Here is a 12,433-nt window from a genome sequence, read left to right on the forward strand (position 1 = left end):
CGTCAGGCGGCGAGCGACTCGAGCGGGGTGTCGGCGTCGGCCGACCACTCGTTCAGCGAACCGTCGTACAGGGCGACGTTGCGCTCGCCGATCAGCGTCAGAGCGAAGGCGTCGGCGCTCGCGTCGATGCCGGCCCCGCAGTAGACGACGACACGGTCGGCGCTCGCCACCGGGGCGAACACGGATTCGATGACGCGCTCGGGGCGGAACTGGCGGTCGGCGTCGACGACGCGGTCGACCGGCACGGAGACGCTCGTGGGGATGTGCCCGAGTCGCGGGCGCCGCCCCTCGGCACCGGCGAACTCGGCCGCCGGTGACGCGCAGACGAGCGCCGCCTTCTCGTCGCCGGCCACCACGCGCTCGACGAACGCCTTGTCGACCCAGAGATCGGGTCGCTCGCTCGCCTCGAACAGCGCGGGCTCGGGCTCGACGTGCCCGCGCTCGACGGGCCGCCGCTCGTCGCGCCAGACGGAGGCGCCGCCGTCGAGCACCGCCACGTCGTCGTACCCGTACGCCCGGAAGAGCCACCAGAGACGGCAGGCCCACTCGCTGTGCGCGTCGTCGTAGACGACCACGGTCGTCTCGTTCGAGATGCCGAGCGCGCCCGCGGCGTCTTCGAAGCGCGACCGGCCGGGGCGGGTGAACGGCAGATGCGCGTCGGCGTCGCTGAAGTCGCGGATGAGGTCGGCGAACACGGCACCGGGCACGTGCCCGGCCCGGTGACCCTCGCGACCCGTGATGTAGCGGCCCGTCGGGGTGCCGTCGACACCCGCCACGGGTCGGACGGTGGTGTCGACCACGACCATGTCGTCGGCGCCCAGGTGGTCGGCGAGCCACTGGGTCGAGACGAGAGGCGAGGTCAGCACGGGAGGCATGGCCCCCACGGTAGCCACCACGACCGACATCCGGCAGGAGGCGGGCAACACGGCGTCACGCGCCGCCCGCCCGCCCGGCGCGTCAGCGGCCGGTCTTCTTGGCCGAGATGACGCCGGTGTCGAAGCCCATGAGGTTGAGCCCGCCGTGGAACCGCGCGTGCTCGACCTTGATGCAGCGGTCCATGACGACCGTCAGCCCCTGCTCTTCGGCGTACCGCGCGGCCTCCTCGTTGTAGATGCCGAGCTGCACCCAGATCGTCTTCGCACCGCTCGCGAGCACGTCGTCGACGACCGAGGGGATGTCGCTCGCCTTGCGGAACACGTCGACGATGTCGGGCACCTCGGGCAGCGACGCGAGGTCGGGGTAGGCCTTCTGCCCGAGGATCGTGTCGGCGTTCGGGTTGACGAAGTACACCCGCAGGTCGCTCGACTGCTGCAGGTAGGTGCCGACGAAGTAGCTCGAGCGCGCGGGGTTCGGCGACGCCCCGACGATGGCGACGCTCGACGCCCCGCGGAGGATCGCCTGACGCTCACGCGCCCCCGGCCCGACCCAGGTCCGCTGCGACTTCAGGAGCTTCGCCAGAGGCGACGACGCCGGCAGCTCGCAGGTCAGGCCGTTGGTCAGCTGCGTGGTGACGGTCTCGGCGGTGGGTGCTGAGGTCATGGCGGGTCACTCGCCCTTCGTCGCGGCGCTGAGCGCCTGGTCGAGGTCGTGGACGATGTCGTCCGGGTCTTCGATGCCGACGCTGATGCGCACCGACCCCGGCAGCACCCCCGCGTCGACGAGCTGCTGCTCGCTCAGCTGGGCGTGCGTGGTCGAGCCCGGGTGGATGACGAGGGTCTTCGCGTCGCCGATGTTGGCGAGGTGGCTGGCCAGCTCGACCGACTCGATGAAGGTCCGCCCGGCGGCGCGCCCGCCCTTGAGCTCGAAGGTGAACACCGAGCCGGGCCCCTCCGGCAGGTACTTCGCCGCCCGGTCGTGGTGCGGGTGATCGGGCAGACCGGCCCAGCGCACCCGCTCGATGCGCGGGTCGGCGTCGAGCCACTCGGCGACGTGACGGGCGTTCTCGACGTGGGCGCGCATCCGGAACGGCAGGGTCTCGACGCCCTGGGCGAGCAGCCAGGCCGAGTGCGGTGCGAGGGCGGGGCCGATGTCGCGCAGCTGCTCGGCGCGGAGGCGGGTCAGGAACGCGTACTCGCCGAAGTTGCCCGACCAGTTCAGCCCGCCGTAGCTCGGCACGGGCTGGTCGAACAACGGGAACCGCTCGGTGTCCCACGCGAAGCGCCCCGACTCGACGACGACGCCGCCGAGCGTGGTGCCGTGCCCGCCGAGGAACTTCGTCGCCGAGTGGATGACGACGTCGGCGCCCCACTCGATGGGGCGGATCAGGTACGGGGTCGAGATGGTCGAGTCGACGATCAGCGGCACGCCGGCCGCGTGCGCGACCTCGGCGAGACCCTCGAGGTCGGCGATCTCGCCCGACGGGTTCGCGACCGTCTCGACGAACACGAGCTTCGTCTCGGGACGGATCGCGGCGGCGTAGTCGGCCGGGTCGCTCGACTGGACGAACGTCGTCTCGACGCCGAACCGGCGGAGGGTCACGTCGAGCTGGGTGATCGAGCCCCCGTAGAGGTTCGCGCTCGCGACGATGTGGTCGCCGGCCCCGGCGAGCGAGGCGAAGGTGATGAACTGCGCGCTGAGTCCGCTCGACGTCGCGACGGCGCCCAGGCCGCCCTCGAGGCTGGCGATGCGCTCTTCGAACGAGGCCGTGGTCGGGTTCGCGAGACGGCTGTAGATGTTGCCGTACTTCTGCAGGGCGAACCGCGCCGCGGCGTCCTCCGTGTCGTCGAACACGAACGCGCTCGACTGGTAGATGGGGAGGGCCCGCGAGCCCGTCACCGCATCGGGGATGTTGCCCGCGTGGATCGCCCGCGTGCGGAAGCCGTACTCACGATCTGCCATGCGCCAACGCTAGCCGCTGGTCGTCACGGGGCGACCGGGGAGGTAACAGAACTACACATGCCGACCCGCGCCTCCTGCCCTGGGGAGGGGTCGAGGCGCCGGGCGCCGCGGCCCGTCAGCGCGACCCGAGCACCGACCGGTACACCTCGAGCATCGGCTCGGCGCTCTGCGCCACCACCGGACCGGCGCGCAGCTGGGCCTCGCTGGCGCTCGTCAGCAGCCCCGGGTCGCCGAGGAGGCGCGCGATGGTCGCGACGAGCCCCGCGGCGTCGGGCGTCGGCGTGAGGAACCCTCCGCCGTCGGGCACGACCTCGGCGAGATCGGGGTCGCAGTAGACCACGGGGAGGCCGGTCGCGGTCGCCTCGAGCGCGACCATCGGCTGGTTGTCGAAGTCGTACGAGCTCGAGACGAGCACATGACCCGACCGCATCGCCTCGAGCACGCTCACGTGCGTCACCGCGCCGTGGAACGTCACCGGGGCGCCCGCCCGCTCGAGCGACCGGCGCGCACCGCCGTCGCCGTAGACGTCGACCGACACCCGCGGCCCGAACTCCCGCGCGGCCGCGAGCAGCACCTCGGGGCGCTTCTCGGGCGAGAGCCTGCCGACCCAGACGACGCGCAGGGTCTCCCCGTCGGCCAGTCGCCGAGGCGGCGTGGTGCCAGCGGTCGCGGCCACCGCCTCCTCGAGGCCGTTGGACACCACCGTCATCGGCGTCCGGACGCCCTGGTCGGCGAGCTTGCGGGCGAAGTGGGACGACGGGACGACGACGTGATCGCTGGCCCGCGACTGCGCCAGCATGAGCCGCCACATCCGTCGGGCGGTGGCGGTCGCCGTGTAAGGAGTGCCTCCCTCGACGCGGAGACCGGCGTGGCTGACCTGCCGCGCGTGCAGGCGGGCGAGCAGGGCGGTCGTGACACCGGGCAGGGGCAGGGTCGACGCCGTGTAGACGTCGACGCGGCCGTGCATCGTGTGCACGACGGGGAGGCCCAGGTCGCCGGCCGCGCGGATGCCGCCGAGCGCCGCGAACATCTCGGAGTGGGTGTGCACCACGTCGACGCCGCGACGGGCGAACTCGTCGCGCAGCGCGGCCGTCACGCGACGGGGCGACCAGGCGAACGGATAGCCGTCGGGGCGGAACGACCCCGAGACGGGCAGGGCCACCACCCCCTCGTCGGGCGACGGGCCGGCGAGCGGGCAGAAGACGGTCGCCTCGTGACCGGCGGCACGGAGCGACTCGGCGAGGGCCCGCACGGCGGTCTGGACGCCGCCGAGCGTCGGGGCGTAGTAGTCCGTGACGAGGGCGATGTGCACGCGTCGATCATAGGGAGCGCGGGGGGAGACCCGTCCGTCCACCTGGCCCTAGGATCGCGTCATGGGGGAGACGGCGTTGGTGACGGGTGCGAGCGGGTTCCTCGGCGGGCACGTCGTGCGAGACCTCCGCGCGCACGGGTGGCGGGTCGTCGCAGCGGGTCGCCGCGCCGACGCGCTGCCCCCGGGCGGCCCCGTCTTCGTGGGCGACCTCGACGACCTCGGGCGGGCCGACGTGCCCGCCGACGTGGTCGTGCACTGCGCGGCGCTGTCCTCACCGTGGGGTCGCTGGTCCGAGTTCGAGCACGCCAACGTCGAGGGCACCGCCCGGGTGCTCGACTACGCGCGTCGCGTCGGTGCTCGCCGCATCGTCCACGTGTCGTCGCCGGGCATCTACGCCGCACCGCGGGACCGGGTCGGCATCCGCGAGCACGAGGTCGACCCGCGTCGCCCCATGAACCACTACATCCGCTCGAAGCTGCAGGCCGAGGCCCTCCTGCAGGAGGCGGTGGCCGGGTCGGACGCACCCGAGGTCGTCGTGCTCCGCCCCCGTGGCATCGTCGGGCCCGGCGATCCGAGTCTCGTGCCGCGCCTCCTGCGGGTCCACTCCCGGGTCGGGGTGCCCCTGCTGAGAGGCGGTCGCGGGCTCGTCGATCTCACGTCGGTCGAGAACGTGGCGCTCGCCGTGCGGCTCGCGGCGACCGAGCCCCGCGCGGCCGGCGAGGTCTTCAACATCACCAACGGCGACCCGCGTCCGTTCGGCGAGCTGCTCGAGCAGCTGCTGACCGGGCTCGGGCTGCCGCTCCGGCCCCGGCGGGTCCCGGCGCGTGCCGCCTACGCGCTCGCCGGTCTGCTCGAGGTCGTCTGCGGCGCCCTGCCCGGGCGGCCGGAGCCCCCGATGACGCGCTACACGATCACCACCATCGCGCACTCGCAGACGCTCGACATCTCGAAGGCCCGAGAGCTGCTGGGCTACGAACCCGTGGTGTCGCTCGACGAGAGTCTCGCGGGCTACGCGGGCGATCGCGGCGCACGTGTCTGACCGGGCGGCCTCGTCGCGCCTCGAGTGCTACGCCTGCGGCGACACCTCGCACGACCTCGGCCAGCTGGTGCGCGGTCACCGCCGCGAGCGCCGGGTGTTCCCGTCGGGCGCCTTCCTCTGGACGTCGGGCGACCGGCGGGTGCTCTTCGACACGGGCTACGCCGCCCTGCCCTGGCGCGCCGGCGCCGCCGCGTGGGCCTACCGCCGTCTGCTTCCGCCCCGGGTGCCCCCGGGGGCGACGATCGCCGAGCAGATCGACCCCGCCGAGGTGACCCACGTGGTGCTCTCGCACCTGCACCCCGACCACCTCGGGGGTCTCGGCGCCTTCCCCGGTGCGACCGTGGTGCTCGGCGAGGGTCTGCGACGGACGCTCGCGGCGCCTCGACTGCGCGACGGCGTGCTGCGGCGCCTGCTGCCGTCGTGGTGGCCCGACGCCCGGCTGCTGGTCGTCTCGGACTTCGAGACCGGGCCGCACGGGCTGCGGACGCACGATCTGTTCGGCGACGGGTCGTACGAGCTCGTCGACCTCCCGGGTCATGCCGACGGGCACCTCGGCGCCCTGGTCGAGCAGCGGGTGCTGCTCGCCGGGGACGCCGCCTGGGGACGCGACCTGCTCGGACAGGAGCCCCGGATGCGCCGCCTGCCCCGGCTGGTCGCGCACGATCTCGACGCCCAGGCCGCGACCGCCGCCCGGCTGCTCGCCGCCGAACGGGCCGGGGTGCGCCTCCTGTTCAGCCACGACCGGCATCCGCTCGGGGTCGACCTGCTCGCCCCGCATGAGCCGCGAGACCCGAGCGAGTCGCCCGACCCGCACGCTCCGTACGACCGACGAGGTGCCGAGTGATGCCCGTGAAGACCCTCAGGATCGCCGGCTGGGGCACGTGGCTGCCCGACCGCGTCGTCCGCTTCGGCACCCAGACCCGCTACCGGATCGACGACGACGTCTCGCAGCTCGACATGCTGCAGACGGCGGCCGAGCGCGCGCTGGCGAGCGCCGGTCTCGCGCCCGACGACCTCGACTGCGTGATCGCGGCCTGTGCAGCCGGGGTGCAGCCGATCCCGTGCACGGCGGCGCTCGTGATGGAGCGGGTCGCGCCGGGCGCCCGGGCGGCGGCGTTCGACGTCAACTCGACGTGCACGAGCTTCATCACCGCGCTCGACGTCGCCTCGCGGTACCTCGCCGACGGCGACCACGAGCACGTGCTGGTCGTCTCGGGCGACGTCGGCAGCCGGTTCCTCGACCCGGCCCAGCGCGAGAGTCACGAGCTGTTCTCCGACGCGGCCGCCGCGGTCGTGCTGACCCGGGGCGACCACCCGGGGCAGGGGGTCCTCGCGACCCTGCAGCAGACCTGGCCCGCGCACGCCCACGACACCGAGCTGCGCGGCGGTCTCTCGCGGCACCCCTCGAGCGCCTACGCCGGCGGGGATCCGGCCGACTACCTCTTCGACATGGACGGCCGGCGGGCGCTCCGCGGCATGCTGACCGTGCTGCCGGGGTTCTTCGAGCGCTTCTGGGAGCGCTCCGGGCTCACGATCGACGACGTCGACCTCGTCGTGCCGCACCAGGCCAGCGGGGCCCTCGGCATCGCGATGCGACGTCTCGGGATGCCCGTCGGCTCATTCGTCGACGCGGTCGCCGAGTACGGGAACATGGTCTCCGCCTCGGTGCCGTACACGTTGGCGCGCTGCCTCGACGACGGTCGGGTCGGACCGGGCGACACCGTGGTGCTCTGCGGCACCGCCGCCGGGTTGACGGCGAACGCGCTGGCCCTGCGGCTGTAGCGTCCGGGTCGCCGGGCGACGGATGCAGGCCGACCCGCGCCTCCTGAGCCGAGGAGGCGCGGTGTCACTTCCAGCTGGGGATCCAGTAGTGGATGCGGATGAACTCCCAGTCGGCCAGCTGCGCCGTCCACAGCGGGTAGAAGAAGACGGTCGCCGCCACGGCGGCCACGAGCACGATGGCCGTCACGGCGATGCCGCTGCGCCGGCGGTCGATGTGATCGGTGCGCCGCCCGAGGATGATGCCGAGCACGGCGGCGAGCCCGAGCACGAGGTAGGGCTCGAACGCGATCGTGTAGAACTGGAAGACCGTGCGGTCGGAGAAGGCCAGCCAGGGCAGGTAGCCGGCCGCGACGCCGACGAGGATGGCCCCGTAGCGCCACTCGCGATGGCGGACGACCCGGTAGACCAGGTAGAGACAGGCCGCCACGGCCGCGTACCAGATGACCGGGTTCGCCACCGAGGTGATCGCCTCGCCGCAGCGCGCGACCTCGCAGCCGCCCTGACCCTGGTCGAACCCCTGGTAGTACATGCTCGTCGGCCGCAGCATCAGCAGCCAGGTGAACGGGTTCGCCTGGTACGAGTGCGGGGTGGCGAGCCCGACGTTGAAGGCGTAGACGCCGGCCTCGTAGTGCCAGAAGTTCTGCACCACGTCGGGGACCCACGCGAGCGCGCCCGTCCAGCGCTGCCCGCCCTCCTCGACCCAGCTGCGGTAGTAGCCGCCGCCGGTGACGAACCAGCCCGTCCACGTGGCGACGTACGCGACGAGGGCGATCGGCACCGTGAGGAGGAAGCTCACGGGGGCCTGCTTCCACAGGGTGCCCGTCAGCCAGAACTCGACCCCCGCACGTCGGCGGGCCAGCACGTCGACGACCACGGTGTAGACGGCGAAGACGGCCAGGAAGTACAGGCCGTTCCACTTGACCCCGGTCGCGAGACCGCAGAGCAGCCCGGCGGCCAGCAGCCACGGACGCGACCAGATCGCCGGGCCCCAGGCGAGATCGCGACCGGCGCCGCGCCTCCTCGTCACCCAGTCGTCGAGTCGGCGCGACGTCCACCGCCGGTCGAGCAGCACCGCTCCGAACGCCAGCAGGCCGAAGAACATCACGAAGTTGTCGAGCAGCGACACCCGCGACATGACGATCGCATGCCCGTCGATGGCGAGCAGGAACCCGGCGAGGGTGCCGACCAGGGTCGAGCGCAGCAGGAGCGAGCCGATCACGGCGACGAGCGCGACGGCGAGGATCCCGACGACGGCCGTGCTGAGCCGCCAGCCCGCCGGGTCGTCCGGGCCGAGCGCCGCCATGCCCAGGCTGATCAGCCATTTGCCGAGCGGCGGATGCGCCACGAACGACGGGTCGGTCGTGAAGCCGTCGGCGCCGCCCGCGGCGAACGTCGCGTCGTAGTCGGCGGGCCAGGCGGCCTCGTAGCCGAGGTTGTGCAGCGTCCACGCGTCTTTGACGTAATAGGTCTCGTCGAAGACCAGCGAGCCGGGCCGGCCGAGGTGCCAGAGCCGCAGCACCGCCGCGAGCAGGGTGACGGCGATCGGGCCGCCCCACGCCCAGGCCCGACGACGCGCGGGGGTCGAGAGCAGGCGACCCCACCAGGCGTCGAGACGGGTCATCGCGGGCGGGCCCTGGTGCGTCGACGAGGCGGCGTGAGCGGGCGTCGGGGAGTCGACCCGCGCCTCCTCGGCGTCCCGACCGTCGACCCGCGCCTCGACCCGCGCCTCGACCCGTGCCTCGACGAGCGCGTCGGAGGCGCGCTCGGGCGGGGTCGTCATCGGGCCATCGTAATGAGCGACGGGGCTCCCGGGGGACAATGGTCGGGTGATCGTGCTCGCCGCCACCCCCATCGGAAACCTCGGCGACGCCTCGCGACGCCTCATCGAGACGCTGTCGAACGCCGAGGTGGTCGCTGCAGAGGACACCCGCACGGCGATCCACCTGATGCGCGCCCTCGGCGTCGAGAACCGCCCGCGGCTGATCGCCCTGCACGAGCACAACGAGCGCGAGAAGGCGGGCGAGGTCGTCGAGCTGGCCCGCACCGCCGACGTGGTCGTGCTGACCGACGCCGGCATGCCCGCGATCAGCGACCCCGGGTTCCCCCTCGTCGAGGCCGCTGCCGCCGCGGGCGTGACCGTCACGGCGATCCCCGGCCCGTCGGCCGTGCTCACCGCGCTCGCCGTCTCGGGCCTGCCCACCGACCGGTTCAGCTTCGAGGGGTTCCTGCCCCGCAAGCAGGGCGACCGCCTGCGGGTGCTCGGTGCGCTCGCCGACGAGCGCCGCACGATGGTCTTCTTCGAATCGCCCCACCGTCTCACCGACTCGCTCGCCGATCTCGCCACCGCGATGGGCGCCGACCGTCGCGCCGTGGTCTGCCGCGAGCTGACGAAGATGCACGAGGAGGTGCGGCGCGGCACCGCCGCCGAACTCGCCTCCTGGGCCGCCGACGGTGTGCGCGGCGAGATCTGCATCGTCGTCGAGGGGGCGCCCGAGCGCGTCGTGGACCTCGCGGCCGGGCTGGCGCAGGTGCAGGCGCTCGTCGCCGACGGCGTCCGCCTGAAAGAGGCCACCACCGACGTCGCGGCGGCCACGGGTCTCTCGCGCCGCGACCTGTACCAGGCCGCGCTCGCCGCCCGCCCGCCGCGCCCCGCGCCCGGTGCCGTCCCCGGGCCCGATCGCCCGTAGGCGGCCCGACCCCTTTCACGCGCGGGGGTGCAAGCTCGAAGCACGGCGCGTCTGCACGGGGCGTGCGCGGCAGAGCGAGGAGTACGGCATGAAGGCGGTCCGGTTCGAGAACTACGGCGACATCGACGAGCTGAGGGTCGTCGAGATCGCGAAGCCGCAGGCCGGCCCCGGGCAGGTCGTCGTCGCCGTGAAGGCCGCCGGGCTGAACCCCGGTGAGGCGGCGATCCGGGCGGGTCTGCTGCACGACGTGTTCCCGGCGGCGTTCCCGTCGGGGCAGGGGACCGACTTCGCCGGCATCGTCGACGAGGTCGGCGAGGGTGTCGACGAGTGGTCGCCGGGCGACGAGGTCGCCGGCTGGGCGACCAGGTCGTCGCACGCCGAGTTCGTCGTCGTGCCGAGCGATCAGCTGGTGCGGAAGCCGGACGGCATCGGGTGGGAGACGGCCGGCAGCATCAGCGTCACGGGCCCCACGGCGTTCGCCGCGCTGCGAGCCGTGCAGGCCACCGAGGGCGACACGATCGCCGTCTCGGCCGCAGCCGGCGGCGTCGGCGTGCTCGTCTCGCAGCTGGCCGTGCTCGGCGGTCTCACCGTGATCGGCACCGCGAGCGAGCAGAACCACGACTTCCTCCGCAGTCTCGGCGTCATCCCCGTCGAGTACGGCGAGGGCGTCGTCGAGCGGATCCGCGCGGCCGCGCCGGACGGCGTCGACGCGTTCATCGACTGCTACGGGCACGGGAACGTCGAGTACGCGCTCGAGCTCGGGGTCGCGCCCCAGCGGATCGACACGATCGCCGACTTCGACGCGGTCGAGCGGCACGGGGTGAAGGCCGAGGGCAGCGCCCAGGCCACGACGCAGGCGGTGCTGACCGAGCTGCTGGGGCTGATCTCCGAGGCGAAGATCACGGTGCCCATCGACGGCGTCTTCCCGATCGACGAGGTGAGGAGCGCCTATCGCGACCTGGAGGACGGCCACGCCCGGGGCAAGTACGTGCTCGGCATGGACGTCGTCGAGTACCCGGGCGAGCGCGAGGGCGAGCGGGCCGGGACGGACGAGGGGTCCGACCAGGCGACCTGATCGATCGGCCGACGCGCGCATCCCCGGCTTCGACGACCGGAGCCGAGGAGGCGCGGGTCGCGTCGCGCCGTCGGTGCCCGCACCTAAGATGGTCCCCATGCCCGCCGGCGACTCCTTCTTCATCGCAACGCCCATCTTCTACGTCAACGACGTGCCGCACATCGGTCACGCGTACACCGAGGTCGCAGCCGACGTGCTCGCCCGGTGGCACCGGCAGCGGGGTGACGACGCCTGGCTGCTGACGGGCACGGACGAGCACGGCCAGAAGATCCTCCGCACGGCCACCAGCAACGGCGTGACCCCGCAGGAGTGGGCCGACAAGCTCGTCACCGAATCCTGGAAGCCCCTCCTCCAGACCGTCGACATCCGCAACGACGACTTCATCCGCACCACCGACGCGCGGCACGAGAAGGGCGTCCAGACCTTCCTGCAGAAGCTCTACGACGACGGCTTCATCTACCAGGGCGAGTTCGAGGGCTTCTACTGCGTCGGCTGCGAAGAGTACAAGCAGCCCGGCGACCTCGTCGACGGCACCGGTCCGTTCGAGGGTCAGCAGGTCTGCGCGATCCACTCGAAGCCGGTCGAGCTGCTCCAAGAGAGCAACTACTTCTTCCGCATGAGCGACTTCGAGCAGCGTCTGCTCGACCTCTACGAGCAGCAGCCCGACTTCGTGCAGCCGGACACGGTCCGCAACGAGATCGTGCAGTTCGTCAAGCAGGGTCTCCGCGACCTCTCGATCTCGCGGCAGAGCTTCGACTGGGGCGTCAAGGTCCCGTGGGACGAGAAGCACGTCGTCTACGTCTGGTTCGACGCGCTGCTCAACTACATCACCGCGATCGGCTACGGCGTCGACGACGACGAGTTCGATCGCCGCTGGCCGGCCGTCCAGCTGGTCGGCAAGGACATCGCGCGGTTCCACGCCGTCATCTGGCCCGCGATGCTCATGGCGGCGGGTCTGCCCGTGCCGAAGAACGTCTTCGGTCACGGCTGGCTGCTGGTCGGCGGCGAGAAGATGTCGAAGTCGAAGCTGACGGGCATCGCCCCGCAGCAGATCACGGACGTCTTCGGCTCCGACGCGTTCCGCTACTACTTCATGCGGGCCATCACCTTCGGTCAAGACGGCAACTTCAGCTGGGAGGACATCTCGGCCCGGTACCAGGCCGAGCTGGCGAACGGCTTCGGCAACCTCGCCTCCCGGGTCGTGGCCATGATCACGCGCTACTTCGACGGCACCGTGCCCGTCGCCGGCGAGCTGACCGACGCCGATCTGGCCGTCCGCGAGACCGAGGTGCGGGTGACCGCCGCCGCCGACGCGGCCATCGACCGCTTCGCCATCAACGAGGCCCTCTCGTCCATCTGGGAGCTCGTCGACACCCTCAACGGCTACATCACCGAGCAGGAGCCCTGGGCGCTGGCCAAAGACGAGTCGAAGCGCGAGCGGCTCGCCACGGTGCTGGCCACCTCGCTGCGCGGTCTCGGCACCCTCACCGTGCTGCTCTCGCCGTTCATCCCCACCGCCACGACCACGCTGTGGCAGAGCATCGGCCAGGGCGAGCTGACCAGCCAGCCCGTCGACCGCGCCCCCGAGTGGTCGAGCGCACCCGAGGTGCAGCCGCTCGCCGCCGGGCTGTTCCCGCGCATCGAGCAGCCGGAGCCCGCGAAGTGAGCGGCCAGGGCACCGACCCCGCGGGCGACGCGGA

Annotated in this window: 11 protein-coding genes; 6 read left to right on the forward strand and 5 right to left on the reverse strand. The window is 72.7% G+C overall.

All coding sequences use genetic code 11. The features are described from left to right. Positions 1 to 2 precede the first annotated feature (2 nt). The 4 genes from SOM13_RS00240 to SOM13_RS00255 form a co-directional block, all read right to left on the reverse strand. Positions 3 to 875 (reverse strand): sulfurtransferase, encoded by an 873-nt coding sequence (locus tag SOM13_RS00240; RefSeq protein ID WP_243216376.1) that lies wholly within the window; start codon positions 873 to 875, stop codon positions 3 to 5. Positions 876 to 957: 82 nt separating this feature from the next. Then, positions 958 to 1,539, reverse strand: a complete 582-nt coding sequence (locus tag SOM13_RS00245; protein WP_192059506.1) for a CoA-binding protein — start codon at positions 1,537 to 1,539, stop codon at positions 958 to 960. A 6-nt stretch (positions 1,540 to 1,545) separates the two neighbouring features. Further along, a complete protein-coding gene (locus SOM13_RS00250) occupies positions 1,546 to 2,838 on the reverse strand; it encodes an O-acetylhomoserine aminocarboxypropyltransferase/cysteine synthase family protein (RefSeq protein ID WP_320478574.1) in 1,293 nt (430 codons plus the stop codon). 115 nt (positions 2,839 to 2,953) lie between these two features. Further along, on the reverse strand, positions 2,954 to 4,150 hold the full coding sequence (locus tag SOM13_RS00255; RefSeq protein ID WP_320478575.1) for a glycosyltransferase: 1,197 nt from the start codon (positions 4,148 to 4,150) through the stop codon (positions 2,954 to 2,956). Positions 4,151 to 4,211: 61 nt separating this feature from the next. Here SOM13_RS00255 and SOM13_RS00260 point away from each other — a divergent pair, with 61 nt between their 5' ends. From SOM13_RS00260 to SOM13_RS00270, 3 genes are read left to right on the forward strand one after another with little or no spacing between them, the layout of a single operon-like run. Further along, complete coding sequence (locus SOM13_RS00260; RefSeq protein ID WP_320478576.1) at positions 4,212 to 5,189, forward strand: NAD-dependent epimerase/dehydratase family protein; 978 nt, start codon at positions 4,212 to 4,214, stop codon at positions 5,187 to 5,189. After that, a complete protein-coding gene (locus SOM13_RS00265) occupies positions 5,182 to 6,033 on the forward strand; it encodes an MBL fold metallo-hydrolase (RefSeq protein ID WP_320478577.1) in 852 nt (283 codons plus the stop codon). The genes SOM13_RS00260 and SOM13_RS00265 overlap by 8 nt, the downstream gene beginning before the upstream one ends. Beyond that, the gene (locus SOM13_RS00270) at positions 6,033 to 6,971 is read left to right on the forward strand and encodes a 3-oxoacyl-ACP synthase III family protein (protein ID WP_320478578.1); all 939 of its coding nucleotides are present in this window, start codon (positions 6,033 to 6,035) and stop codon (positions 6,969 to 6,971) included. The genes SOM13_RS00265 and SOM13_RS00270 overlap by 1 nt, the downstream gene beginning before the upstream one ends. A gap of 64 nt (positions 6,972 to 7,035) precedes the next feature. Here SOM13_RS00270 and SOM13_RS00275 read toward each other — a convergent pair whose 3' ends face one another. Then, positions 7,036 to 8,751 (reverse strand): dolichyl-phosphate-mannose--protein mannosyltransferase, encoded by a 1,716-nt coding sequence (locus tag SOM13_RS00275; protein WP_320478579.1) that lies wholly within the window; start codon positions 8,749 to 8,751, stop codon positions 7,036 to 7,038. Positions 8,752 to 8,797: 46 nt separating this feature from the next. Between SOM13_RS00275 and rsmI the strand changes: the two genes are divergently transcribed. The 3 genes from rsmI (at position 8,798) to metG (ending at position 12,399) form a co-directional block, all read left to right on the forward strand. Beyond that, a complete protein-coding gene (gene rsmI, locus SOM13_RS00280) occupies positions 8,798 to 9,658 on the forward strand; it encodes a 16S rRNA (cytidine(1402)-2'-O)-methyltransferase (protein WP_320478580.1) in 861 nt (286 codons plus the stop codon). An 88-nt stretch (positions 9,659 to 9,746) separates the two neighbouring features. Then, positions 9,747 to 10,733, forward strand: coding sequence for an NADP-dependent oxidoreductase (locus tag SOM13_RS00285; RefSeq protein ID WP_192059518.1), 987 nt, complete (start codon positions 9,747 to 9,749; stop codon positions 10,731 to 10,733). Positions 10,734 to 10,830: 97 nt separating this feature from the next. After that, a complete protein-coding gene (gene metG, locus SOM13_RS00290; protein WP_320478581.1) occupies positions 10,831 to 12,399 on the forward strand; it encodes a methionine--tRNA ligase in 1,569 nt (522 codons plus the stop codon). Positions 12,400 to 12,433: the final 34 nt, after the last annotated feature.

This window comes from Frigoribacterium sp. CFBP9030, assembly GCF_034045195.1.
GTDB lineage: Bacteria > Actinomycetota > Actinomycetes > Actinomycetales > Microbacteriaceae > Frigoribacterium.

Bases quoted from the DNA above. Each gene is read 5' to 3' on its own strand.
- SOM13_RS00240 (WP_243216376.1), bottom strand. From the start codon at position 875: ATGCCTCCCGTGCTGACCTCGCCTCTCGTCTCGACCCAGTGGCTCGCC.
- SOM13_RS00245 (WP_192059506.1), bottom strand. From the start codon at position 1,539: ATGACCTCAGCACCCACCGCCGAGACCGTCACCACGCAGCTGACCAAC.
- SOM13_RS00250 (WP_320478574.1), bottom strand. From the start codon at position 2,838: ATGGCAGATCGTGAGTACGGCTTCCGCACGCGGGCGATCCACGCGGGC.
- SOM13_RS00260 (WP_320478576.1), top strand. From the start codon at position 4,212: ATGGGGGAGACGGCGTTGGTGACGGGTGCGAGCGGGTTCCTCGGCGGG.
- SOM13_RS00270 (WP_320478578.1), top strand. From the start codon at position 6,033: ATGCCCGTGAAGACCCTCAGGATCGCCGGCTGGGGCACGTGGCTGCCC.
- SOM13_RS00275 (WP_320478579.1), bottom strand. From the start codon at position 8,751: ATGACGACCCCGCCCGAGCGCGCCTCCGACGCGCTCGTCGAGGCACGG.
- SOM13_RS00285 (WP_192059518.1), top strand. From the start codon at position 9,747: ATGAAGGCGGTCCGGTTCGAGAACTACGGCGACATCGACGAGCTGAGG.
- metG (WP_320478581.1), top strand. From the start codon at position 10,831: ATGCCCGCCGGCGACTCCTTCTTCATCGCAACGCCCATCTTCTACGTC.